Origin of the sequence: Chryseobacterium sp. PTM-20240506 (assembly GCF_048296755.1) — a bacterium.
In the GTDB taxonomy this organism is placed as follows: Bacteria; Bacteroidota; Bacteroidia; order Flavobacteriales; family Weeksellaceae; genus Chryseobacterium; species Chryseobacterium proteolyticum.
This window is the reverse complement of record NZ_CP182581.1, coordinates 4,145,892-4,168,095: the sequence shown is the minus strand read 5'-3', so window position 1 is coordinate 4,168,095 and position 22,204 is coordinate 4,145,892. Positions and strand designations below refer to the sequence as shown.

The window sequence follows — 22,204 nt, the reverse complement described above, 5'->3', positions numbered from 1 at the left end:
TATCAATGATTTACAGTAAATTAAAACAATATTCCTCTTGATAACTTGAATATTTTTAATTACTTTTATATCAAATAATACACAGCAATGAAAAAGAAATTACTGTTTTTTATGGTATTGCCTATGGCCATATCAGCACAAGTAGGGATTAATACAACCCAACCCACAAAAACTCTTGATGTAAATGGAGAGCTAAGGGTTCGAACTTTAAATCAGGGAACTGAAAATGATGTTATTCTCTCGGCAGATGCAGCCGGGAATGTAAGAAAAATTTCGAGAAATGAATTGAACGGTGGTGGATCATCAGGTTTCAATTCCACGATTCTGGGATATGATCCCCAGCCTGTCTCCAAAAGACAAATTCCGCCAGGACCAGTTCCGGGAGGGGGAACAGCTACAGAACTCGGATGTAAAAAATGGACTGTTAATAACCATACCTATTGTGCGTACCAGATTTCTCAACCTATTACCTGGTTCAATGCGTTTAACTTTGGAAAGCAAATGGGAGGCTATCTCGTAACAATGCCCAGTGATACAGAAAGAGCATGGGTAAATACAAATATTGTAGCATCCGGAACTGGATATAATCTGGCCAACAATATTTGGATAGGATTCAATAAGATCAGAAGACCGGGGAACCCCGACCAGCTACAATGGATCACCGGGGAAGAGTTCAGAATCAATTGGTCCACGAATCCGGCAACAACTGAAAACTGGTTCGCATCCGGAGAGCCTAATAACGCCGGAGGTACAGAAGGAGCTACACACATTCTGGTTGGTGGGGAAAGAAAATGGAATGATATGGCTGGAACTGTAACCAATTCAAACAGCAGCCCGATGGATCAGCTTATTATTGAGTTCAACGAATAAACAAATAACGACCTTTATTTTCAAAAAAAGCTCCTTTCGGACGAAAGGAGCTTTTTTTAATTTATTCTGGTAAAAAACCTTCTGATCACATCATTTATTCCATCGCCATCCATATCTTGGGTACGGTCTTCCATGATCATTTCGGATTGGGTAAGTTTTGTAACGAAATATGGATAATCCTGTTCCCCCTCATACCAAAATTGACCGGTTGGTTTATCAAAAGTATAGTTTCTGGTAACAACATCAGTCTGAATACACGTAGTACTTTGCTGGGCATAAGTTGTTGAAGTCATATTGGTTTGCCTGAACTCATGCGTGCTTTTTTTCTGACAATCTGTAGAAAAATTGGTTTTTGTCTGATGATCTTTTGAAGTGTACAATTCAGATTTTTCAATATACCACTTCCCGATTATTGTCCCTACATTGGGATCAATAGTATCCAATGTTTCACTATCACTACCACATGCAAGCATTGACAATAAAGCTAAAGGTAAAAATATTCTTTTCATATATGCTGGGCTTAAAGCCTGCAAAAATAGACAATTTTTCAGGATATTTTTTCAACATCAAGAATCAGCCTTTTTAAAATATCCATGGTGGATGCTTCACTGTACGGATGAACCGATTGCCCTAGCCATATATTCACAAACTCCACATTACCCTTAAGTTTTGCCGTTTTTCTTAAAATCCCTGTCAGCTTGTTTTGATAAGGGTAAGGCAGAATATAGTCAGAATTCTCAAGGGCTTCAATAAATCTATTTCTGATTCCTCTTGCATAACGTCCCGAGAAGCTTTTGGTCAAAAGAATTTCGTCTTCTCTTACTTTCTTTAATCTTTCTTTCTCAAATGACTGCAATGCGCTTTCCTGAGAAGCCAATAATATACTGCCCACCTGAAACCCTTTTGCTCCAAGTTCATTTGCCGCCAATATGGTTCTTGCATTATAAATCCCACCTGCATAAATCAAAGGAACCTTCACATGATCGAATACCTGTGATAAAAGAGATAGACCTCCGATCTGCGGGATCCGATCTCCGTCAAATGTTCCCCTATGCCCTCCAGCCTCAATTCCCTGAACACAGATTATGTCAATCCCAGATTTCTCCAGGATCAAAGCTTCTTCCACTGAAGTACACGTTCCAATAAGGGTTATTCCATTTTCTTTTAATTTCTGAATGCTATTATCGTCAAGATTTCCAAATGTAAAGCTCAGGATCTTACATCCTTCTTCAATGATGGCGTCAATTTGCTCGTGATAAGTGTTCACTTTAAGATCTTCGAGATCAGGAAGGCTGACCTCCAGATTATTTTCTGCTGCAAGCTCTTCAGTAAAGTTTTTGGTCTTTATGTATTTCTGTCGTATGGAGTCTGTGATCGGAGGGATATCATGGGTAAAAATGTTAACGGCAAATGGCTGGTCAGCAAGTTTTTTTGTAACCTTAATCAATTCAACGGATTGTTCCGCAGATAAATCAGCTAATGCCAGAGTTCCCAAGCAACCAACCTTTGAAGCTGACGCCGTCATCTCAGGAGTACTTACTCCGAACATAGGAGCCTGAATAACGGGATATCTTATGTTTAATTTTTCAACGAGTGTATTTGACCAGAACATACAAATTATTTTATTTTAAAGTACAAAAAATAGATACTGCTCCATCTCAGTAGATATATCTACTTAAAAAAAACAATTCCCACAGATCTCACAAGCATACAGACTATTTCTGTAAAAACCTCAGGAGCTGTGGGAACTGATAGATCTTATATTAGATATCTGCTATAGAATTCAGCATTTTCTTCTCCCATTCAGGATCTTTCGGATCAAAGAACAGTCTTTTACCCGTATCCAGCGAGCGAACGATATTCATTTCATCTTCTGTTAAGCTGAAATCAAACACATTAAAATTCTCCTCAATTCTGGATGGAGTAATGGATTTCGGAATAATAACAAAACCTTCCTGTAGATGCCATCTCAAAATAACCTGCGCTACTGTTTTGGAATATTTTTCTGCAATTGATTTTAGCTCAGGGTTTTGTAGAAGCTCAGCATTTCCGTTTCCAAGCGGACTCCATGGCTCCGTTACAATATTATTTTCACGGTCATAAGCTACCATTTCTTTTTGCTGGAAAATAGGATGCAATTCAATCTGATTGATCACTGGAAGAACAGTCGAATTCGCTTTTAACTCTTCTAGTTTTTCCACTGTAAAATTACATACTCCAATCGCTTTGATCTTTCCTTCATGATATAATTCTTCCAATGCTTTCCACGCACCTAAGAAATCCCCGAAAGGCCAGTGAATAAGATACATATCAAGGTAATCCAGTTGCAATCTGTCCAGTGTTCTTTGAAATGCCGCTTTAGCTTTTTCATACCCATGATCCTGCACCCAAAGTTTTGAGGTAATGAACAGCTCATCCCTATTCACACCACTATTTCTCACTGCGCTTCCCACAGCCTTTTCATTAAGATATATAGATGCAGTATCGATCATTCTGTAGCCTGTTTGAATAGCTTTGATCACAGCATCTTCACAAACTTTCAGATCATCAATCTGCCATACTCCGAATCCTAGTGCCGGAATATCAATTCCGTTATTTAAAGTAACAACCGGCTGCCCTGTGTACATTTTTTTCTGCATAATTCTTTATTTTAATTTTTAACATAAAGTCTAACAAATTTGCAACAAAAAATTGAAATTTTACACCTTAAATCCCTGCTTTATGAAATTTAAAAATTATTTATTTTTGCACAAAAATTAAGATAATGAACTATCAGATTATAAAGGCAGAATCACAAGACTATCCCAGGATCATGGAAATCTGGGCTTCATCAGTGAAAGCAACCCATCATTTTCTTGCAGAAGAGGATTTTAATTATTTTCAGGAAGTGATTCCTAGAGATTATCTGCCTCATTTAGATGTTTACCTGATAACGGAAGATAATAAAGCAAAGGGATTTGCATCAGTTGCCGGGGATACTCTTGAAATGTTGTTTATCCATGATGATTTCCGAGGAAAAGGATATGGGAAAAAATTATATCAGTTTATGAAAGATCAGATCGGTTTTACGAAGCTGGATGTCAATGAGCAAAATCCCCAGGCGATTGGCTTTTATGAAAAAATGGGGTTTAAAAGAGTAGGAAGATCAGAAAAAGATGGCTCCGGAAAAGATTATCCTATTATCCATATGGCAATATAATGGATCCGTTCACACTGATTAAGATTGGGGTCTCTTCAGAGATGCCCTATGAATTGCTTCTGCTGGCTGATGAAACTGTGGAAGCAATCCATAAATACATATTTGATTGTGATATGTATGTTCTTAAAGAAAAGTCCCGATCGATAGCCGTAATGGCCCTTTACCGGATTAGTAATACCGAATTGGAAATTAAAAACATAGCAGTTGACAGCCCGTATCAGGGAAAAGGTATAGGAGGTCTTTTAATCGATAAAGCGAAAGAAATAGCAAATAAAAATCACTTTCATTCCCTATTAGTAGGAACTTCAGATACAGGCTTCCGTCAAATCCGCTTTTATGAGAAAAACGGTTTTGTGAAAAAAGGAATACGCAAAGACTTTTTTATTCAAAACTATCCGGATCCTATTTTTGAAAATGGAATTCAGATGCGGGACATGGTCGTTTTAGAGTTTTTAACTCATCACTTCTCTGAATAATTTCTTGATATGCCCGATCTCTGCCTGATAACTTGTTTTTTTCCGGCATCCGAAATATAAAGTATTTTCCAGCTTTTTATCTCCTTCCCAGATCAATTTTACATCTCCGCTTTCAATTTCGTTTTTACATAAAAAATCAGGAACTACAGCCAATCCTGTCCCTCCTTTCAGACAACGGATAATAGAATTAAGATTAGGAACGATATAATTGGGACGGAAATTAGGTTTATGTCCAAAATTCAGGATCCAGAATTGGAATAAATGTTCCATATCACCTGTTGTTCCATACCATTTCTCCTGTTTAAGCCATTCTTCTATCTTATCAGGATCTTTGGTTTTAAGAACCTTTTTAAAAGCATCGGTATCTACATCTTTCCCCCCCACCAGAATAATCTGTTCGGATGAAAATGCTTCATGCTCAATATTCAGTGATGATCCCTTTTTGGGTGTTATGATTAGATCGAGAATTCCTTTATCAAGCTGATCCAGCATCTCCGGATACTCCCCAAAGCTGATGATCAAATTAAAAGGTAAAGTGGAAACATATTGCTCCAAAGTAGTTTGAAAAGTCTCAAAACACATCCCTACACTGATTGTCGGTGTATGCTTTTCTGTTGATTTTTGAAAGTTTTTCTCTACATTCTCAAGCTTTAAAAGCGGTTCAAAAACAGCATTATAAAGCACCTTCCCTCTTTCTGTGGGAATCATTTTTCTTCCGGTCCGGTCAAAGAGTTTATATCCTACATAAGCCTCAAGTGAGCTTAGATGAAGACTTACACCAGGCTGTGAAATGAACAAACTTTCCGCAGCTCCGGTTAACGTTCCCGTCTTGTAGATCTCTTTAAACGTACGGTACCACTCTAAATTAACCATATCAAAGCATTTAAATTATAATACAAAACTACAAAATAATCAGAATACTAATAGATAGAAATTGACTATGCTTTGCATCAATAATTGTAATACCTTTGTGTAAAGGCTTGATTCAGGCATGAAAAAGGACATTCAGACATTTCATCAATTTCTAAATTCTATCGGGGAAATTTCAACACAAGATTTTGACCTGATATGTCAATATATGGAAATAAAGGAAATGGGAGTGGGAACTATTCTCCTGCAGGAAGGAAAAATCGCAAAAGATCTGTTCTTTGTACTGGATGGTATTTTAAAGATCGTCTCCACTAATGAAAAAGGGAACGAAGTCATTCATTTTTTTATTAAAGAAAATAAATTTTGTACAATCCTGTACAGTTTTACAGATGAAGTTATTTCAAGGGAAGAAATCATTGCTGCAACTTCTGCGCGGGTTTTGGTATTTTCCAAGAAAAATCTGAATGAATTATTTGAGAAACTACCCCACTTTAAGAATCTGATAGAAAATATTATCCAAAAAACCCTCATGGAAAAAATTAAAGCCAGAAACCATTTAATGGGAGAAGAAGCCACAATACGTTATCACAAGTTTATTTCCGACCACCCAGACCTAATGCTTAAAGTTCCTTTAAGTGATGTGGCTTCCTACTTGGGAATAACGCAACAATCTCTTAGCCGGATCAGAAAAAATATTAACTTTAAATTTTTGACTTAAGGTCATTGGATACCAAGAAGTATCTTCATTCAAGTACAATCATAGTTGCTTTTTCATCATAAAAGTTATCTTCATTCATTAAAAAAATCCCCCCGATGGAAAAAAGTACAATAAATATATACTTTTAGCCATTTTTTCGAACCCGTACCGTCTCTATCTTTGCCCTGTTAAGTTATTCTAAAGTCAGATAGCTTAGCAGGGAATCAGACAATTGCTCTGGTCCGTACCAAAAAAATTTAACCTTAAAATATATACTTATGAAAAAGACTTCAATTTCAAAACAATCAAGGTTCTTACCTTTCTTAGCTGTTTTATTTATGTTATTCGGTGGAATATCTGCTTTATCAGCTCAATCATCTAAAGTAGTGAAAAACATTGTGCTGGTGCATGGGGCATTCGTAGATGGTTCCGGTTACAGGGGTGTGTACGATATCCTTACAAAAAAGGGATATAATGTTACCGTGGTACAAAACCCGCTAACTTCGTTGGCAGATGATGTTCAGGCAACAAAGGATGCACTTGACAAGCAGGACGGTCCAACTATTCTTGTGGGACATTCCTATGGCGGAACAGTGATTACTGAATCCGGAGATCATCCCAATGTAGCAGCATTGGTTTATGTAGCGGCATTTCAGCTTGATGAGGGTGAATCAGCTGTAGACTGGGCAAAAACAGAACCTGCATCTCCTAAGAGCGGAATTTTGCCTCCGGATGAAAAAGGATTTCTTTACTATGACAAAGCGAAATTTCACGCAGGATTTTGTGCAGATCTGCCTAAAGAACAAGCTGATTTCATGTATGCTTCGCAAGGACGTTTTTCTGCAGCAGCTCTGGGCGCTAAAGTAACAAAAGCACCATGGAAAACAAAACCATCTTATGGTATCGTTGCCACTCAGGATGAGGCGATACTTCCTTCTATTCAACGTAAAATGTACCAAAAAGGACATGCAAAAATCACAGAAATAAAAGGAAGCCATGTTGTATTTATTTCTCATCCACAGGAAGTGGCGGATGTGATCATCAGAGCATCAAAAGAAGTAAAATAATAGTAATAAACATCCTCACATTCAAAGCTGTTTCAAAAAATTGAAACAGCTTTGAATTATTTAGATTAAAAATTAACCGACTTCGTTTCTCAGAAAACATGCATAATAATTGGGAATTCCACTGGCTTCAATACTTTTAGCCACCGTTTCGAGCGGATACTCCAGTTGAATGATCTCAGGGACTACCTCTTTTTCATTCAACGTCAGAATTACATAAGATGCTAATCTGTTTTCTTCCTTTGATCGACCCACAGAACCAGTATTAATTGCCCATTTTTCTCCGATCTTCTTCTTAAAAGAAATATGAGTATGTCCCATCAGAATTACATCCGAATCAGAATCCTTCAACATTTCGTGAAACACCTCATCAGCTTCATATTCGTAGAGATAAGTATCATTACTTTTCAGAGATGAATGTACCAGCTGGATATTCCAATGTCTGCCTCCTGTCTTATAGTTTAATTTGATGTGGAAAGGAAGCTCGGCCAAAAAGGATTTATTCTCATCCCTAATAGATTTCCGGGAGTGGTCTATAGCTTCAAACCGAGCTATTGTTTCTTCTTCGGAATGTTTGCTTAGTGGAATTACGGGCAGGTCGAAAGCAATTCTTTCATCATGATTCCCGAGTATACAAGGAATATGGTTCTTCCTGATCTTGTCAATTACTTCATTTCCCCACGGTGCAAAGTCCACCAGGTCACCCAGACAGAATTTTTGAGTAATTCCTCTTTGATTTATATCCTGTAAAACCACTTCTAAAGCCGGAAGATTACCATGTACATCACTAAAAACGGCTATCTGTATCATATACCACTCAAATTTACCTAACAAAATTACATGAGAAAATAATAAGTAGCGTGCAAAAGGAATATGATATTCAACCATAATGCCTTAAATTTAATGTATCATTATTCTGATATTAAACTATAATTTATATTATTTTTATCATAGTAAAACACAACCTAACTTTGCATCATAAATTTTAAACAATCATAAAACAATGAAAAAAGTATTAATAATTAATGGTGGACAAAACTTTGGACATTCCGGAGGAAAATATAATAAAACAGTTGCTGATAATACATTGGAAGTATTAAAAAATTTTGAAAATGTAGAAGTTAAAGTAACCAACATAGCAGACGGATATGATAAAAATGAAGAAGTTCAGAAATTTGTGTGGGCCGATTATATAATTTACCACACTCCGATCTGGTGGTTTCAGCTTCCGAACGGATTTAAGAAATACATTGATGAAGTTTTCACTGCCGGACATGCTAAAGGCATTTATCTGAGCGACGGGAGAACAGCCGAAAACCCAGAGATCAATTATGGAACCGGAGGGATGCTCGGTGGCAGAAAATATATGGTAACAACCAGCTGGAATGCTCCAGAAACTGCGTTTACTCTTCCCGGAGAGTTTTTTAATGAAACGAGTGTAGATAACGGACCATTATTTGGATTCCACAGGATGAATGCTTTCGTTTCTTTACAGAAAATGGATAGCTTTCACTTCCATGATGTGGAAAAGAATGCCAATATAGAACGTGATATGAAACGGTACCTGGATCATATTAAAAATGTTTTCGAAAAAGAATTAAAAGTACAATTAGCCTCATGAAAAAAATACTAATAACTGGAATTACAGGCTATATCGGAGGAAGTATTGCTAAAAAATTACAGGATAAAAACTATACAGTAATAGGTCTGGTCCGTAACGAGACCCAAGCTAAAGAACTGGCGTCTGCGGGAATTGAAACCATCGTTGGAAGCATCCAAAATGAAGCCCTTCTCCGCGCTGCCATTGAAAAATCAGATGCAATCATTCACAATGCCGATTCGGCAGATGATGCTTATGCTGTGGACAGCATTATCAATGCACTGGAAGGAACCGGAAAAACATTTATTTTTACTTCAGGTTCAGCTATTTTGGGAGGAAAGGAAAACGGAGAAAAAAGTGACTTTATTTTCACTGAAGATATTCCTTTAACCCCAAGACTGGAAATGGCTTCCAGGGTTCTGATCAATGACTGCGTTTTAAGATCTGCCCAAAAGAATATCAGAAGTATTGTTATTGTCCCTACAATGGTATACGGTACAGGTCTTGGGATCAAAAAAGACAGCATTCAGATTCCTGCCCTGACTCAATTCTCAAAAGAAAAGGGATTTGGCGTTTATTTCGGGAAAGGAGAAAATATCTGGTCAAATATCCACATTGAAGATCTGGCAGACCTCTATGTACTTGCTCTGGAAAATGCAAAAGCAGGCTCCCTGTATTACGCAGAAAACGGCTCATCCAATATCAGGAATATAGCTGAAACCATCAGTACAAAATATGGGTTGCAACCTGCACAATCTTTAAGCGTACAGGAGGCAGTAGATCGGTTTAGCCCTGCGGGTGGTTATTTTGGATTTGCCTCTAATAGCCTATGTAATGCGGACAAAGCAAAAAAAGAACTGGGCTGGACTCCACAGTATCATTCAATCGAAGACTTTATTTAAATACAATTATTATGAAAATATATTTAACAGCGATTATAAAAGCAAAAGAAGAACACTGTGCAGAAGTACTTGAAGTTCTTCAGAACATGGTAAAAGAAACGAGAAAAGAGGAAGCATGCGAACTTTACAGCCTGCATCAGGGTATAGAGAACCAAAACGAATTTGTTTTCTATGAAATATGGAAAAATGCAGCGGGGCTTGAACAGCACAATCAACAGCCATATATTAAAGCTTTCGGAGCTCTGGTTGATGAAAAACTTCAGGAAGTTCCACAGATTTATAAAACCAACATTTTATAGCCATGAAAAAACTTGCAATTGTAATATTCAGCATATTCATGATAGGATTTGTTCAGTCACAAACCAAAAAATCAATTCATATGAAAAAGAAAATTTTATTTGTCGTAACAAGTCATGACAAAAAAGGAGATACCGGCGAGAGTACCGGATATTATTTAGGAGAGGTTTCTCATCCATGGGAGGTACTTCATCGCGCAGGCTATGATATAGATTTTGTAAGCCCTAAAGGAGGAACACCGCCAGTAGATGGCTTTGATCTTAAAGACCCGGTGAACAAAGAGTTTTGGGAAAACAAAGAATACAAAAATAAAATAGATCATTCTCTAAAACCTTCTGAAGTAAAGTCTTCTGATTATTCAGCTATCTTTTATGCCGGAGGTCATGGAGCGATGTGGGATCTTGCAGATAATACAGAATTAGCTTCCATTGCCTCAAAAATTTATGAAAATGGAGGAATTGTTGCCGGAGTTTGTCATGGACCCGCAGGTTTGGTCAACATTAAACTGAAAGACGGTAAATATCTAGTTGATGGTAAAAAGATCAATGCTTTTACCAATGAGGAAGAATCTGAGGTAAAACTAACGAATGTTGTTCCTTTCCTTCTGGAAGACCAGCTCAAAGCAAGAGGAGCGAAATTTGAAAAATCCGGACTTTGGCAGACGCATGTTGTTACAGATCAAAGAGTGATTACAGGACAAAATCCTCAATCAGCAAAGGCTGTTGGTGAGGCTATTTTAAAAGAATTAAACAAATAATTTCAAACAATTTTTAAATCAAAATGGAATATAGAAAACTAGGTAATACTGACCTTGAATTATCAGTAATTACTCACGGGGCTTTTGCCATCGGTGGAAATATGTGGGGTGGAAATGAAAAACAAGATTCTATAAACTCTATTCATGCTTCTTTAGATAACGGAGTAACCTCTATTGATACGGCACCTTTTTACGGTTTCGGATTAAGTGAGGAAATGATCGGGGAAGCAATCAAAGGAAAAGACCGTTCAAAGATCCAGCTATTAACTAAGTTTGGCTTAGTATGGGACGGCAGCAATCAGGGAAAAGGTGAGTTCTTTTTTAATGCAGAAAAAGATGGTAAAACACTTCCTGTATATAAATTTGCATCTAAGGAAAACATCATTAAAGAAGTAGAAGAAAGCTTACAACGTTTAGGAACCGATTATATTGATCTTTTACAATTACACTGGCCGGATAACTCGACCCCTATCAGTGAAACCATGGAAGCTTTAGAAATGTTGATACAGCAGGGAAAAATAAGAACTGCCGGTGTAAGCAATTACCTTGTGGAACAAATGGAAGAAGCTTCTAAAACGATTCAGCTGGCAAGTAATCAGGTATCATACAGCATGCTGAACAGAGCTATAGAAAAAGATTTAGTACCTTACTCTTTAGAGAACAATACCGGAATTATAGTGTATAGTCCAATGGAGAGAGGATTATTAACGGGTAAATATTTTAAACAAGCTCAATTAAAGGCTGATGATCACCGTAACGGATATTTTGCACAGTTTGATCTAGAAAAAGTAAAAGCTTTTCTGGAAACTTTGGAAACAATTGCCCAAGAAAAAAATGCTACTGTTTCACAGTTAGTCCTACGCTGGACCAGTTTACAACCCGCTATCAGTGTTGTATTGGCAGGAGCACGAAATGCCCAGCAGGCCATTGAAAACGCACAGGCAATGTCGTTTGAACTTTCTCGGGAAGAATTAGATACGATTAATTCTGCCTTAACCGGAATCTAACATAAAACAAGTTGGAAGAGAGAAGCTGCATACTCATTACATCTAATTGAATATCACTTATTCATACAGGGTTCAATAAACTTCCCTCTTCTAACTTCCCTTCTTTCTAATCCTAAATCATAGAAAATGAAAAATAATCTGATCACTTTGTTCGGGTTGGCTGCTTTATTGTCTTTTAACACCACAATAGTAAAAGCTCAAAAACAGTATATCAATCCTGACGATCAATCCTGGTACCCCTCAACATACGGGGTAAATGATGAAATAGGAGCCGCTAATCTCCTGACAGCGCAAGTTGTAAAAGCAGCCATTTCGCTTGTAAAACAAGGTAAAACATTACCTCTGGCTGTCGCTATTGATAAAAACCTTCCTGCTTTCCGTCACAGAAGCTTTAATTTATATAACATTCAACCCGGGGAACAGGCCGGCCAAAGTTTGGGTCCTAATAAATTCACATTCAATGACGAACTGGTTAATGGCTGGACCGGCGTTGGAACACAACTTAACGGAATCGGGCACATTGGTATCAATAATATCTACTACAATGGCAATAAAGCCGCTGATTTTGTAACTGTAGAAGGTGTGAAAAAGCTGGGTATTGAAAAAGTTCCGCCATTTGTAACCCGCGGAGTGGTATTAGATATGACCGAACATTACGGAAAATCCATAGTTCCCGGAGGAACGGAATTTACAGTATCCGATATCAAAGCAGTATTGAAAAAACAGGGAATCACACTCAGAAAAGGAGATGTTGTTCTTTTCAACACAGGATGGCTTGAGCTCATTGGTAAAGACAACAAACAGTTTTTAGAAGTTGAACCCGGTATTGGTATGGAAGCAGCACAATGGCTTGCCGAGCAGGGAATTGTTGCTTTTGGCGGCGATACGTGGGCTTCCGAAGTCTACCCCAATCCCAAGAGTAAAGAAGAATTTCCTATTAATCAGTTTATGCTGGCAAAAAAAGGAATCTACAACCTGGAACTGATTGACAGCCGTCCTTTGGTAAAAGAAAAAATATGGGAATTCATGTTCGTTCTTGGCCAACCACTTTATAAAGGATCAACACAAGTAAATATCAACCCTGTCGCTATTTATTAATACTTCAGCGGAATTTGTAGTTTGAAATTATTAAAATCAGTTTACTGATTTTAAAAAGAGCTTCTCATGATTGAGAAGCTCTTGGTGTTAAATAAAACAATTTCAAAAAATTATTTCATAATCGGTAAATGTGTACTTATGGCAATTCTATTCCATGCATTAATCGTTACAATCGCCATAATGATCTGGGCAATCTGATTATCATCAAAGAATGTTTTTGCTTTTTGATATGTTTCTTCCGTCAATCCTTTATGGCTGATTAAGGTAATTTCTTCTGTCATTGCCAATAAGATATGTTCTTCTTCTGTGAACAGTTCTAAAGCCTCTCTCCAGGCATTTAAAAGATATATCCTTTGTGGAGTTTCTCCATATTTCACAGCATCTTTCGTATGCATATCCAGACAAAAAGCACAACCGTTGATTTGTGAAGCTCTGATTTTAATGAGCTCCTTTTGAATAGGATTTAAAGAAATGGTCTGAAGATATCCTTCCAATCCCATCATAGCTTTATAAGCTGCTGCATCCGTTTTTGCAATATTTACTCTTGCACTCATAATATTTATATTTTTTTGGTTAATTGATCTGCACTTAATGAAAATTGTCGTTGACTTGCCAATAAAAATGCCCCTGCACTTCCTACCCAGACTGAATAATCGAGAGGAGCTTTAGCCCCCAAAGCAATCGTCATGGATAAAGCAAAAATGAGCAATAAAAATCCGGCTCCGTAAGCTGCTATTCTGGTTTTATACCCCACAAGTAATAACAACGGAATAGCAATTTCAAAGAATGTAGCGGTATAAGCCGAAAACTGACTCAGCCCTTCAGGAAGAAAAAAAGTTAATTTCCGGGTGTATTTCTCAAAATTCTCCCAGTCCCCCCAGGCTGAATTTTTTCCCCAAAAACCAAAACGGTCCGCCACTGCTGAAAGCATTGTCACGGCAATCGCTACTCTTAAAAATAATTGCGGGAATTGCTCTTTTATATTTGTCATTGTATTAGCTTTTAATAACATGACAAAATTCCGATTTTAAAATCTTAAAAAACTTAAACTGGTTTAAGAACGCAACTTAGCTCTAATTTCACTAAGATATTCTGGGGTAAAACCTAAAAACGAAGCAATCAAATATTGTGGAATACGCTGGATAAACCAAGGATATTGTGTGCTGAAATGAATATAAAGCTCTTCCCTTGACATTTCATATAAATAACGGATTCTTCTCTCAGAGGACGCATAAGCCCGTTGATAGATCATTCTGAAATAACGTTCCATGACGGGATGCTTTTTCAACAAAAGTTCCTGGGTTTCAAGGTCAATTACCAGAATTGTTGATCGTTCTACAGATTGAATACTAAAATCCGATTTAATCTGTCTCTCAAAAGCAAAAGTATCTGTGATCCACCAATTCTCAATCGCAAATTCAGTTGTTTGCTCGACTCCCTTTTCATTCACAAAAAATTTTCTGAGACAGCCATTTAAAACAAAATACATGGATTTACAAACTTCACCTTCAACAAGCAGATTCTGTTTCTTCTTAACTTCCATGATCTGGAAAAAAGATAATACAGAACTATAATCTTCATCATTAATCGTAATGAATTTGTCAAGATGTGTTTTAAAAGTATCCATTTTACAATTTAGTAGTCAAACTTAACTTTATTTTTTTAGTTTTACAATTACAAAATAATTAATCATGGAAATTGTTGCAAAAATTTTGATTGCTGTAGTAGCACTGGAACATATTTATATTCTCTGGATGGAAATGTTTGCATGGGAAACAAAAGGAAAAGAAGTTTTCAAAGCCGCACTTCCTGCAGAAATGTTCAAGCCTACCAAAGGATTGGCTGCCAATCAAGGATTATACAACGGTTTTCTTGCAGCGGGACTCATCTGGACTTTTTTTATTAAAGATGCTGAATGGCAAACCAATATCGCTCTGTTTTTCCTGGGCTGTGTTGCCATTGCAGGAATTTATGGTGCTATTTCGGCTACCAAAAAAATATTTTTTGTTCAGGCATTACCTGCTATTTTAGGAATTATTGCTGTGCTTCTGAAATAACTTTTCACAAAAAGTCTGATATTGTCCAATCTTTTAATTTTTCAATTCTTTAATTAATCATTTCTGATCCCCCATCGACTGTCTGATCTTCTCGCGGTGGATAATTCCCCAATTTACTAAAGTTTCGGTAACAGGAAGTACCGATTTTCCGTAATCAGTAACCGCATAGGTTACAGTAATAGGTTTGGTATCCTGGATTGTACGCGTAATGAGTAAGTTCATTTCCAGTTCTTTCAATTCCTTGCTCAGCATTTTTGCAGAAATACCATCGATTCCTCTCTGAAGCTTTTTAAAATGGATCAACTGAGCCGTACGGTTCGTTAAATAACGCAGGATCATCAATTTCCATTTTCCACCTAAAACATCCAGACTATCCCGCATTGCGAATAATTCTTCAGTACAGGTTGCTTCCCGCTCAACTCCCTTTTCTATAATTTTTGACATAATAGTATCCTTAAAGTTACTAGTTACCAATAGTTAACTAGTAGCAAATATAAACTATTCCTGTTTTACATTTGTCTTATAAATTGATTATGATGAAAGCAGTAATACTTAATAAAGATTTCAGATTAGAAGATGGGACGGTTGAAAAGCCCCAACCCAAAAATAATGAAGTTCTGATTCAGATCAAAGCAAGCGGATTTAATCCAATCGACTATCAGATGCTCGAAAACGAACTCGAGAAAAGATTGATAAGCTCCCCCGTTTTAGGACGTGAGCTTTCCGGAATCATTGTCGAAAAAGGATCCGATGTTTCCGAATTTGAAATTGGAGACGAAATATTCTGTGGCAGTGGTTCCATGGGAAGCAATGGTTCTTATGCCGAATACATCAGCGTCCCTGCAGCAATCGTAGTTTTAAAGCCTAAAAACATTTCATTTGAACAGGCTGCTGCTATTCCATCTGTGGGGATGACGGCTTTGCAGACTTTTAACCGCTTGCAGTTGAAGCCTGCTGACACAGTATTGGTTACAGGTGCTACTGGAGGTGTAGGATCTTTTTTTATCAAACTCTTAATTGCTAACCACTTTAAAAATGTGGTTGCAACGGTAGGATCGGAAGAAAACAGAATGCTATTACTGGAGATGGGTCTTCACCATGATCAGATTGTAAACTATAAAGAAACTCATCTTCCTGAAAAATTACTCAAAGCGAATGGAAATCAGCCTTTCGATATTGGAGTAGATCTTGTGGGTGAGGGTATGTCTGAAGTGACGGCCAAAGTACTGAAAGTTCATGGAATGTATGTGGATGTTACTGCGCTAATTAGCAAAGAAGCCAAGGAAATTCTTTTTAATAAAGGAAATATTATTATGAACATTTCTAACTACACCCACAGTATGACAAAGAACTACGATTACTATAAAGACAGTTTAACAAAAATCTCAAATCTCATTGGAGATCACTTGATTGTCCCTCCCAAATATAAGATCGTTGGAAATTTATCTCTGGAAACCGTTCTTAAAGCCCATCAGATGCTTAAAAACAACCTCACCCGAGGGAATAAATTAATTATGACCCATTAAGTTATGAATAGAATACCAAGACGCATTGTAACGGGAATTCAAAATGGGAAGTCCACTATTATTGAAGACCATGAAGTAGAAAATACGGTAGAGCATTTACCCGGATTGATTATTTCAGATCTCTGGAATACACAAAAGACTCCTGCAAGCATGGATTTTGAAGCCCCGATCCCAAACACAGGATTCCCTCAGACACAAAAAAACGGCACCTACTTTCGCTATGTGGTTATACCTCCTGATAAAAATCTGGGTGTTGAATTTAAACCAGGAGAACCTCATCCGATGATGCACCGAACGCAGACACTAGATTACATCATTATTCTTTCAGGTGAGCTTTATCTGATCATGGAGGAGGGTGAAACGCTTCTTAAAGCAGGAGATATTGTTATCCAAAGGGGGACAAATCACGCATGGAGCAATCGTTCCGATAAACCTTGTATTCAGTTGGCAGTTTTAATTGATGGAGAACAGTGATTGAAAGACGTAAGAATTTAATCGTTAAAGGACCAACCTCCTTTTCATCATTAAAAACTTATTTAATCCATAAAAATTCCTCGCAGATTGAGATAAATTCGGCGGGGAAATTTAATTGTACAAAGCCGAAATTTCTTCAAGTTTCTTCTTCATCTTTTCCGGTTTAAATTCGCCTTCATGGTAATACACCAAATTCTGGTTCGCATCCAATATGATCCATAGCGGATAAACCGGCTGGCTTTTATTTTTAGACAGTGCTAAAGCCAGTTCATGAATCCCGGAATTCCCATTAGGAAGATAATGAAACTCTTTTCCTTCAAAGTTGATTTTTTCTTTCGTCTTTTCCGCTTCAAAATTGATAAAATAGAAATGATCATTAATTATAGTGACAAGCTCCTTATCTTTATTCAGATTGAAAGATTCGATTTTACAAATAGCACACCACCCGGTATACAAATGAATGATAACAGGCTTTTTCTGATTATTCCGCAATGTTTCAAGTTCAGAAAAAGTGCCCTCTCTCATCTTTTGAGAAAGACCAAAGAAGGGCACTAACATTAAAAATAAAATCAATATTTTCATTTCAAAGTATATCTTATTCCCAAAAATCCACGTATCCTCTGCATTGGTGCGTAACCATATGCCGTATCAAACTTGTAGTTATTGGGATTATTAATAGGATCATTGACATGCTGGTCAAACGGATCAAACGGTCTCATCAAAGGATCTTTTGGAGTAAAGTTGAACAGATTCTTGATTCCGCAGTACACTTCAAATCCTGACTTAAATGCTTTTGAAACCTGGATATTAGCTAACGAATAAAAAGGTGAATATTCCGGACGGAAATCATCCGGAAGAACCGGAAGACGCATAGGTCCGTAGAACTGTCCCGTAAAATCTAATGTCAAAGCATTCGGAAATTTATACGTCAGACTATACGTTCCACTCCATTTCGGTGCATGAAGCTGCTGAACTTTAGAATTGCCATCATCCAGTTTCTGAAATACTTCAAGATAGGTCACTCCAAGATTGACACTTAAGGGAAAACTGAAACTGAAATCCACATTCATAGAAGCTCCCTTAGAAATCCCATATCCATGCAGGTTGTCATAAATAATTTTATCGGGATCCGTGTCGAAATCACCCACGATCTTATTACTGAAGTAGGTATAAAAAGCTGAAGCGTCAAGGTTAATCAGGCGGTTACCCACAGGAATCTTCCAGATGTAATTTAAATTTCCATTGATCGATTTTTCAGGCTTTAAATCGGATTTAATAACAACCTCACGGGAACCTGTTAATGCAGCATGATCCTCGGTAAATAAATTCACTACCCTAAAGCCGGTTCCAAAATTAAACCGTAACGTGTGGTAAGGATTAGGAGAAAATTTCCATGCAAATCTGGGAGAATGAACAGAATGATGTATTTTATCGTAATCATACCTGTAGCCCAGCAATATTGTGTTTTTAGAATCCAAATCCCACTGATCCTGGATGAAGGCACCCAAAATAGGAGATTTCATAGGTTGATTGATGAGTCCGTCTGCAGACGAAGTTCCCGGAGTATTGTCATCATAAAATGTCCTCTTGTAGGTAACTCCTAAGATCAGATCATGATTTCCGAATTTTCTGTCCCAGTAAGTCTGTACAAAAGCAACTTTCTGTTGTGCATCGTAAGGATTGGTACCATAAAACGAATCCTGGTTATGATAATTGTATGAAAACTGGGTAATGATCTGCTCTTTCAATGGCCATTGGTATACCCCTAAGGCTTCTACCCTATTTGTATAAATACTTTCACCATATATTTTGTCACCACCCCTATCGGCCTTTGTCCACTGCATCTCACCGCCGAACCGGTCTTCATAGAGATACCTCAGTGCTAAACTTGCCAGTCTGTTCTCTTTTCTCTGGAAGTTCCATTTGTTGAAAACAGAAATTCTGTTCTGTAGTGTGGCATCCGTAAAATTATCTTTGTTCTGGTCTATTCTTTTGGTAAAGTTAAAATAGTTCAAACTCAATAAAGAGGCGGCTTTCTTACCTACGTTAAATTTGGTAGATAAATCTATATTATCTTCACTCCAGGTACTTGTCATTACATCCAGACTTAATTTAGGAGCTGTTAAAGCATTCTTTGTGATGATATTAATCACTCCACCCATAGCCTCAGATCCATAAATTGATGAAGCCGGACCTTTTACCACTTCTATCCTGTCGACCAGGCTGTTGGGTATCCCACTAAGCCCGTAAACAGTAGATAACGAGCTCACAATAGGCATCCCGTCGATAAGGATCATTGTATAAGGACCTTCAAGGCCGTTGATATGTATATCTCCGGTATTACAAACTGAGCAATTGAGCTGAGGACGGACTCCGTTAACCATAGAAATTGCTTCAAAAACATTCGGAGTAGGATTTTTCTGGAAAAACTTCTGGCTATAGATTTCTACAGCTACAGGGCTTTTGGATCTGCTGATAGGTTTTATGGTTCCTGTCACCACCACATCATCGATCAGCTTTGTTTTGATCCCTTTTTTAGCAACAGAAATAGAATCAGGCCTTTGATTTTGATTTAAAGTTAAACTATCTGTTTCCTGAGAAAAACAATAAGAGGATAAAAGTACACCAGAAAATAATATTCGCTTCATGAAATAATAATTGTTAGGCAAATCTAACAATTATTTTCGAAACAAAAAACTCTATGATAAATATCCTCTAAAATAATTCGTCAAAAATTATTAAATTTGAGAAAATATAAAGGTAAAAATGAGATATAACCAGTCCGGGAAAATCCCACAGAAAAGACATACGATTTTTAAATCTCCTGAAGATAAATTCTACTATGAACAACTTTTCGGAACGGAAGGGTTTCATGGTATTTCCTCTTTGCTTTATCATATCCACCGTCCTACACAGATCAAATCTATAGGTACACCAAAAGATGTAACTCCGAAAATTGCGGTAGAAAAAAATGTGACCCCGAGAATGTTTAAGGGGATGCAGGTGACTCCTGAAGACGATTTTCTGGACAGCAGAAAATTCCTTTTGGTCAATAACGACTTGAAAATGGGATTATCAAAGCCAAGAAAATCTACGGATTATTTCTATAAAAATGCAGAGTGTGATGAGCTTTTGTTCGTTCATGAAGGAAAAGGTGTTTTAAAAACCTTTGTTGGAAATCTCGAGTTCTCAACCGGTGATTACCTCATTATACCAAGAGGAACCATCTATCAGGTGGAAATCCAGTCAGAGAACACTGTATTTTTTGTTCTTGAAAGTCATTCTCCGATCTATACTCCGAAACGTTACCGAAATGAATTCGGGCAACTACTGGAACACTCTCCTTTCTGCGAAAGAGATATCATTGCCCCTACCTTCGTTGAACCTATAGACGAAAAAGGAGAATTTCTCATCAAAGTAAAAAAAGAAAATCAGATTACCGATTTCATTTATGCAACTCATCCATTTGACGTGGTGGGCTGGGACGGTTACTTCTACCCTTATAAATTTAATATCAAGAATTTTGAACCTATTACAGGAAGAATACATCAACCACCACCAATCCATCAGAACTTTGAAGGGCATAATTTCGTAGTCTGCTCATTCTGTGCCAGAATGTACGACTATCATCCATTAGCCATTCCTGCACCGTATAACCATTCCAATATCGATTCCGATGAGGTCTTATTCTATACTGAAGGAGACTTTATGAGCCGTAACCATGTTGATCTGATGGACTTCAGTCTTCATCCGGGAGGAATTGTTCATGGACCACATCCGGGAGCTATGGAAAGAAGCATCGGAAAGAAATTCACAGAAGAATACGCTGTGATGGTAGATCCTTTCCGTCCTTTAAAAATCACGGAAGAAGCAATGAAGGTGGAAGATCCTACATACAAAACTTCGTGGCTGGAATAAATCCGGATAAACACAAATAACCGCAGACAGCACGCGGTATAAATATTATTTCAAAAAAATTCAATATGTACAATTATATTAGTGCAGAGGAAGCCGTATATACAGTAAAAAGTGGTAATCGCGTATTTTTTCACGGGAGTGCCTGTACACCAAATTATCTCATTGACGAGCTTGCGAGACAATCCCACAGGCTCGAAAACGTGGAAATGGTCTCCATTACCCAACAGGGAAATGTGGAAATTGCAAAACCTCAGTACAAGGATAACTTTTTTATTAATTCCCTGTTTGTTTCAACTCCGGTGAGGGAAGCTGTTAATTCAGAGCGGGGAGATTTTGTTCCTGTATTTTTAAGTGAAATTCCGATTTTATTCAGAAACAATATCCTGCCCCTTGACGTTGCATTAATTACCGTTTCTCCTCCTGATAAACATGGTTTTTGTACGCTGGGCACATCTGTAGATGTTGCGAGAGCTGCTGTAGATACAGCAAAAATAATTGTCGCTATTGTTAATCCCCTGATGCCCAGAACACACGGGGATGGAATGATCCATATCAGCCGCATTCATAAGCTTGTGTGGCACGAAGAAGAATTGCCTACTGTAGATTACGGATCCAAGGTGGGGCCCGAAGAAATGCTGGTCGGCAAAAATGTGGCAGAACTGATCGATGACAGATCAACCTTACAAATGGGTATCGGTACAATTCCGGATGCTGTTCTTAAATGCCTGGGTAATCATAAAGATCTGGGGATCCACACCGAAATGCTGAGTGACGGAGTGATAGACCTTATCCAAAATGATGTCATCAACAATAAGTACAAAGGATACAACGATAATAAAACCATTACTAGCTTTTGTTTCGGAACAAGAAAGCTTTACGACTATGTAGATGATAACACCGTCTTTGCTTTTAAAGACGTAAGTGATGTGAATTTTCCAATCAACATTATGCGTAACAAAAAAATGGTTGCAATTAATTCGGCTATTGAAATTGATCTTACAGGGCAGGTTTGTGCTGATTCGATAGGCACTTTGCAATACAGTGGTATCGGAGGACAAATGGATTTTATGAGAGGAGCTGCGTTAAGCGAAGGAGGAAAACCTATTATTGCTATCACTTCCAGAACCAAAAAAGGAGTGTCAAGAATTGTCCCTTACCTGAAACAGGGAGCAGGAGTTGTAACTACGAGAGGACATATCCATTATGTTGTCACAGAATATGGAACAGCTTATTTGTATGGAAAAAATCTTCGTCAGCGTGCCCAGGAATTAATCAGTATCGCACACCCTGACGACAGAGAGATGCTGGAAAGAGCAGCCTTTGAAAGATTCAAACATTAAGAGAATTGATATATTTCAAACGGATTTTTAACCGAACAAAAAGGGATTGATA

General features: G+C 37.5%; 27 protein-coding genes. 16 read left to right on the top strand and 11 right to left on the bottom strand.

What is annotated here, in order from left to right; all coding sequences use genetic code 11:
- The first annotated feature begins 87 nt into the window (after positions 1-87).
- Entirely contained in the window at positions 88-870 is a 783-nt protein-coding gene (locus ACNFU2_RS18720) for a C-type lectin domain-containing protein (RefSeq protein ID WP_273650845.1), read from the top strand.
- 56 nt (positions 871-926) lie between these two features.
- Here ACNFU2_RS18720 and ACNFU2_RS18715 read toward each other — a convergent pair whose 3' ends face one another.
- From ACNFU2_RS18715 to ACNFU2_RS18705, 3 genes are all read right to left on the bottom strand, one after another.
- Positions 927-1,379, bottom strand: coding sequence for a lipocalin family protein (locus ACNFU2_RS18715; protein ID WP_306614326.1), 453 nt, complete (start codon positions 1,377-1,379; stop codon positions 927-929).
- A gap of 38 nt (positions 1,380-1,417) precedes the next feature.
- A complete protein-coding gene (locus tag ACNFU2_RS18710; protein WP_418122670.1) occupies positions 1,418-2,482 on the bottom strand; it encodes an NAD(P)H-dependent flavin oxidoreductase in 1,065 nt (354 codons plus the stop codon).
- 151 nt (positions 2,483-2,633) lie between these two features.
- Entirely contained in the window at positions 2,634-3,509 is an 876-nt protein-coding gene (locus tag ACNFU2_RS18705) for an aldo/keto reductase (protein WP_273650842.1), read from the bottom strand.
- A gap of 125 nt (positions 3,510-3,634) precedes the next feature.
- On the opposite strand from ACNFU2_RS18705, the gene ACNFU2_RS18700 reads away from it, so the two are divergent.
- Positions 3,635-4,069: a GNAT family N-acetyltransferase gene (locus ACNFU2_RS18700; RefSeq protein ID WP_418122668.1), complete on the top strand. Its 435-nt coding sequence runs from the start codon at positions 3,635-3,637 to the stop codon at positions 4,067-4,069.
- Positions 4,069-4,545: a GNAT family N-acetyltransferase gene (locus ACNFU2_RS18695; RefSeq protein ID WP_418122666.1), complete on the top strand. Its 477-nt coding sequence runs from the start codon at positions 4,069-4,071 to the stop codon at positions 4,543-4,545. Before ACNFU2_RS18700 ends, ACNFU2_RS18695 begins: the two co-directional genes overlap by 1 nt.
- Here ACNFU2_RS18695 and ACNFU2_RS18690 read toward each other — a convergent pair.
- Positions 4,522-5,418 carry a LysR family transcriptional regulator gene (locus ACNFU2_RS18690; RefSeq protein WP_273650839.1) on the bottom strand — a complete coding sequence of 299 codons (897 nt, stop codon included), beginning with the start codon at positions 5,416-5,418 and terminating at the stop codon, positions 4,522-4,524. The two genes, ACNFU2_RS18695 and ACNFU2_RS18690, sit on opposite strands and share 24 nt — an antisense overlap.
- A gap of 118 nt (positions 5,419-5,536) precedes the next feature.
- Here ACNFU2_RS18690 and ACNFU2_RS18685 point away from each other — a divergent pair, with 118 nt between their 5' ends.
- Positions 5,537-6,133: a Crp/Fnr family transcriptional regulator gene (locus ACNFU2_RS18685; RefSeq protein WP_418122664.1), complete on the top strand. Its 597-nt coding sequence runs from the start codon at positions 5,537-5,539 to the stop codon at positions 6,131-6,133.
- 257 nt (positions 6,134-6,390) lie between these two features.
- Complete coding sequence (locus ACNFU2_RS18680; RefSeq protein WP_306614340.1) at positions 6,391-7,179, top strand: alpha/beta hydrolase; 789 nt, start codon at positions 6,391-6,393, stop codon at positions 7,177-7,179.
- Positions 7,180-7,251: 72 nt separating this feature from the next.
- Here ACNFU2_RS18680 and ACNFU2_RS18675 read toward each other — a convergent pair whose 3' ends face one another.
- A complete protein-coding gene (locus tag ACNFU2_RS18675) occupies positions 7,252-7,986 on the bottom strand; it encodes a metallophosphoesterase family protein (RefSeq protein ID WP_418122662.1) in 735 nt (244 codons plus the stop codon).
- 193 nt (positions 7,987-8,179) lie between these two features.
- On the opposite strand from ACNFU2_RS18675, the gene ACNFU2_RS18670 reads away from it, so the two are divergent.
- The 6 genes from ACNFU2_RS18670 to ACNFU2_RS18645 all read left to right on the top strand — a co-directional run bounded on the left by ACNFU2_RS18670 (position 8,180) and on the right by ACNFU2_RS18645 (position 12,837).
- Positions 8,180-8,797 (top strand): NAD(P)H-dependent oxidoreductase, encoded by a 618-nt coding sequence (locus ACNFU2_RS18670; RefSeq protein WP_418122660.1) that lies wholly within the window; start codon positions 8,180-8,182, stop codon positions 8,795-8,797.
- Positions 8,794-9,678 (top strand): NAD-dependent epimerase/dehydratase family protein, encoded by an 885-nt coding sequence (locus ACNFU2_RS18665; protein ID WP_418122659.1) that lies wholly within the window; start codon positions 8,794-8,796, stop codon positions 9,676-9,678. Before ACNFU2_RS18670 ends, ACNFU2_RS18665 begins: the two co-directional genes overlap by 4 nt.
- A gap of 11 nt (positions 9,679-9,689) precedes the next feature.
- On the top strand, positions 9,690-9,977 hold the full coding sequence (locus ACNFU2_RS18660) for a putative quinol monooxygenase (RefSeq protein WP_418122657.1): 288 nt from the start codon (positions 9,690-9,692) through the stop codon (positions 9,975-9,977).
- A gap of 80 nt (positions 9,978-10,057) precedes the next feature.
- The gene (locus ACNFU2_RS18655) at positions 10,058-10,732 is read left to right on the top strand and encodes a type 1 glutamine amidotransferase domain-containing protein (protein ID WP_418122655.1); all 675 of its coding nucleotides are present in this window, start codon (positions 10,058-10,060) and stop codon (positions 10,730-10,732) included.
- 23 nt (positions 10,733-10,755) lie between these two features.
- A complete protein-coding gene (locus tag ACNFU2_RS18650) occupies positions 10,756-11,739 on the top strand; it encodes an aldo/keto reductase (protein ID WP_273650831.1) in 984 nt (327 codons plus the stop codon).
- 126 nt (positions 11,740-11,865) lie between these two features.
- Positions 11,866-12,837, top strand: a complete 972-nt coding sequence (locus ACNFU2_RS18645; protein WP_172284039.1) for a cyclase family protein — start codon at positions 11,866-11,868, stop codon at positions 12,835-12,837.
- Positions 12,838-12,947: 110 nt separating this feature from the next.
- Here ACNFU2_RS18645 and ACNFU2_RS18640 read toward each other — a convergent pair whose 3' ends face one another.
- The 3 genes from ACNFU2_RS18640 to ACNFU2_RS18630 form a co-directional block, all read right to left on the bottom strand.
- A complete protein-coding gene (locus ACNFU2_RS18640) occupies positions 12,948-13,391 on the bottom strand; it encodes a carboxymuconolactone decarboxylase family protein (RefSeq protein WP_418122652.1) in 444 nt (147 codons plus the stop codon).
- A gap of 5 nt (positions 13,392-13,396) precedes the next feature.
- Complete coding sequence (locus ACNFU2_RS18635) at positions 13,397-13,828, bottom strand: DoxX family membrane protein (RefSeq protein WP_418122650.1); 432 nt, start codon at positions 13,826-13,828, stop codon at positions 13,397-13,399.
- Between the two features lie 63 nt (positions 13,829-13,891).
- Entirely contained in the window at positions 13,892-14,464 is a 573-nt protein-coding gene (locus tag ACNFU2_RS18630; RefSeq protein ID WP_172284033.1) for a Crp/Fnr family transcriptional regulator, read from the bottom strand.
- A 64-nt stretch (positions 14,465-14,528) separates the two neighbouring features.
- On the opposite strand from ACNFU2_RS18630, the gene ACNFU2_RS18625 reads away from it, so the two are divergent.
- Entirely contained in the window at positions 14,529-14,894 is a 366-nt protein-coding gene (locus ACNFU2_RS18625; RefSeq protein WP_172284031.1) for a DUF1304 domain-containing protein, read from the top strand.
- Between the two features lie 57 nt (positions 14,895-14,951).
- On the opposite strand, the gene ACNFU2_RS18620 is transcribed toward ACNFU2_RS18625, so the two are convergent.
- Entirely contained in the window at positions 14,952-15,338 is a 387-nt protein-coding gene (locus tag ACNFU2_RS18620; RefSeq protein ID WP_418122647.1) for a winged helix-turn-helix transcriptional regulator, read from the bottom strand.
- Positions 15,339-15,430: 92 nt separating this feature from the next.
- Here ACNFU2_RS18620 and ACNFU2_RS18615 point away from each other — a divergent pair, with 92 nt between their 5' ends.
- Both ACNFU2_RS18615 and ACNFU2_RS18610 read left to right on the top strand, forming a co-directional pair.
- Positions 15,431-16,420 carry an NADP-dependent oxidoreductase gene (locus ACNFU2_RS18615; RefSeq protein ID WP_418122645.1) on the top strand — a complete coding sequence of 330 codons (990 nt, stop codon included), beginning with the start codon at positions 15,431-15,433 and terminating at the stop codon, positions 16,418-16,420.
- Between the two features lie 3 nt (positions 16,421-16,423).
- Complete coding sequence (locus ACNFU2_RS18610) at positions 16,424-16,894, top strand: cupin domain-containing protein (RefSeq protein WP_418122643.1); 471 nt, start codon at positions 16,424-16,426, stop codon at positions 16,892-16,894.
- Positions 16,895-17,005: 111 nt separating this feature from the next.
- Here the strand turns inward: ACNFU2_RS18610 and ACNFU2_RS18605 are convergent, their stop codons facing one another.
- Positions 17,006-17,476: a thioredoxin family protein gene (locus ACNFU2_RS18605; RefSeq protein WP_273650824.1), complete on the bottom strand. Its 471-nt coding sequence runs from the start codon at positions 17,474-17,476 to the stop codon at positions 17,006-17,008.
- Positions 17,473-19,542 (bottom strand): TonB-dependent receptor plug domain-containing protein, encoded by a 2,070-nt coding sequence (locus tag ACNFU2_RS18600; protein WP_418122640.1) that lies wholly within the window; start codon positions 19,540-19,542, stop codon positions 17,473-17,475. Before ACNFU2_RS18600 ends, ACNFU2_RS18605 begins: the two co-directional genes overlap by 4 nt.
- Positions 19,543-19,660: 118 nt before the next feature.
- Here ACNFU2_RS18600 and ACNFU2_RS18595 point away from each other — a divergent pair, with 118 nt between their 5' ends.
- Both ACNFU2_RS18595 and ACNFU2_RS18590 read left to right on the top strand, forming a co-directional pair.
- Entirely contained in the window at positions 19,661-20,812 is a 1,152-nt protein-coding gene (locus ACNFU2_RS18595) for a homogentisate 1,2-dioxygenase (protein ID WP_273650822.1), read from the top strand.
- Between the two features lie 65 nt (positions 20,813-20,877).
- Positions 20,878-22,152, top strand: a complete 1,275-nt coding sequence (locus ACNFU2_RS18590; protein WP_345990423.1) for an acetyl-CoA hydrolase/transferase family protein — start codon at positions 20,878-20,880, stop codon at positions 22,150-22,152.
- Positions 22,153-22,204 lie beyond the last annotated feature (52 nt).

Bases quoted from the DNA above. Each gene is read 5' to 3' on its own strand.
- ACNFU2_RS18590 (WP_345990423.1), top strand. From the start codon at position 20,878: ATGTACAATTATATTAGTGCAGAGGAAGCCGTATATACAGTAAAAAGT.
- ACNFU2_RS18630 (WP_172284033.1), bottom strand. From the start codon at position 14,464: ATGGATACTTTTAAAACACATCTTGACAAATTCATTACGATTAATGAT.
- ACNFU2_RS18675 (WP_418122662.1), bottom strand. From the start codon at position 7,986: ATGATACAGATAGCCGTTTTTAGTGATGTACATGGTAATCTTCCGGCT.
- ACNFU2_RS18690 (WP_273650839.1), bottom strand. From the start codon at position 5,418: ATGGTTAATTTAGAGTGGTACCGTACGTTTAAAGAGATCTACAAGACG.
- ACNFU2_RS18695 (WP_418122666.1), top strand. From the start codon at position 4,069: ATGGATCCGTTCACACTGATTAAGATTGGGGTCTCTTCAGAGATGCCC.
- ACNFU2_RS18685 (WP_418122664.1), top strand. From the start codon at position 5,537: ATGAAAAAGGACATTCAGACATTTCATCAATTTCTAAATTCTATCGGG.
- ACNFU2_RS18600 (WP_418122640.1), bottom strand. From the start codon at position 19,542: ATGAAGCGAATATTATTTTCTGGTGTACTTTTATCCTCTTATTGTTTT.
- ACNFU2_RS18710 (WP_418122670.1), bottom strand. From the start codon at position 2,482: ATGTTCTGGTCAAATACACTCGTTGAAAAATTAAACATAAGATATCCC.
- ACNFU2_RS18650 (WP_273650831.1), top strand. From the start codon at position 10,756: ATGGAATATAGAAAACTAGGTAATACTGACCTTGAATTATCAGTAATT.
- ACNFU2_RS18655 (WP_418122655.1), top strand. From the start codon at position 10,058: ATGAAAAAGAAAATTTTATTTGTCGTAACAAGTCATGACAAAAAAGGA.
- ACNFU2_RS18615 (WP_418122645.1), top strand. From the start codon at position 15,431: ATGAAAGCAGTAATACTTAATAAAGATTTCAGATTAGAAGATGGGACG.
- ACNFU2_RS18595 (WP_273650822.1), top strand. From the start codon at position 19,661: ATGAGATATAACCAGTCCGGGAAAATCCCACAGAAAAGACATACGATT.
- ACNFU2_RS18720 (WP_273650845.1), top strand. From the start codon at position 88: ATGAAAAAGAAATTACTGTTTTTTATGGTATTGCCTATGGCCATATCA.
- ACNFU2_RS18705 (WP_273650842.1), bottom strand. From the start codon at position 3,509: ATGCAGAAAAAAATGTACACAGGGCAGCCGGTTGTTACTTTAAATAAC.
- ACNFU2_RS18620 (WP_418122647.1), bottom strand. From the start codon at position 15,338: ATGTCAAAAATTATAGAAAAGGGAGTTGAGCGGGAAGCAACCTGTACT.
- ACNFU2_RS18625 (WP_172284031.1), top strand. From the start codon at position 14,529: ATGGAAATTGTTGCAAAAATTTTGATTGCTGTAGTAGCACTGGAACAT.
- ACNFU2_RS18670 (WP_418122660.1), top strand. From the start codon at position 8,180: ATGAAAAAAGTATTAATAATTAATGGTGGACAAAACTTTGGACATTCC.
- ACNFU2_RS18610 (WP_418122643.1), top strand. From the start codon at position 16,424: ATGAATAGAATACCAAGACGCATTGTAACGGGAATTCAAAATGGGAAG.
- ACNFU2_RS18660 (WP_418122657.1), top strand. From the start codon at position 9,690: ATGAAAATATATTTAACAGCGATTATAAAAGCAAAAGAAGAACACTGT.
- ACNFU2_RS18645 (WP_172284039.1), top strand. From the start codon at position 11,866: ATGAAAAATAATCTGATCACTTTGTTCGGGTTGGCTGCTTTATTGTCT.
- ACNFU2_RS18640 (WP_418122652.1), bottom strand. From the start codon at position 13,391: ATGAGTGCAAGAGTAAATATTGCAAAAACGGATGCAGCAGCTTATAAA.
- ACNFU2_RS18680 (WP_306614340.1), top strand. From the start codon at position 6,391: ATGAAAAAGACTTCAATTTCAAAACAATCAAGGTTCTTACCTTTCTTA.
- ACNFU2_RS18605 (WP_273650824.1), bottom strand. From the start codon at position 17,476: ATGAAAATATTGATTTTATTTTTAATGTTAGTGCCCTTCTTTGGTCTT.
- ACNFU2_RS18635 (WP_418122650.1), bottom strand. From the start codon at position 13,828: ATGACAAATATAAAAGAGCAATTCCCGCAATTATTTTTAAGAGTAGCG.
- ACNFU2_RS18665 (WP_418122659.1), top strand. From the start codon at position 8,794: ATGAAAAAAATACTAATAACTGGAATTACAGGCTATATCGGAGGAAGT.
- ACNFU2_RS18700 (WP_418122668.1), top strand. From the start codon at position 3,635: ATGAACTATCAGATTATAAAGGCAGAATCACAAGACTATCCCAGGATC.
- ACNFU2_RS18715 (WP_306614326.1), bottom strand. From the start codon at position 1,379: ATGAAAAGAATATTTTTACCTTTAGCTTTATTGTCAATGCTTGCATGT.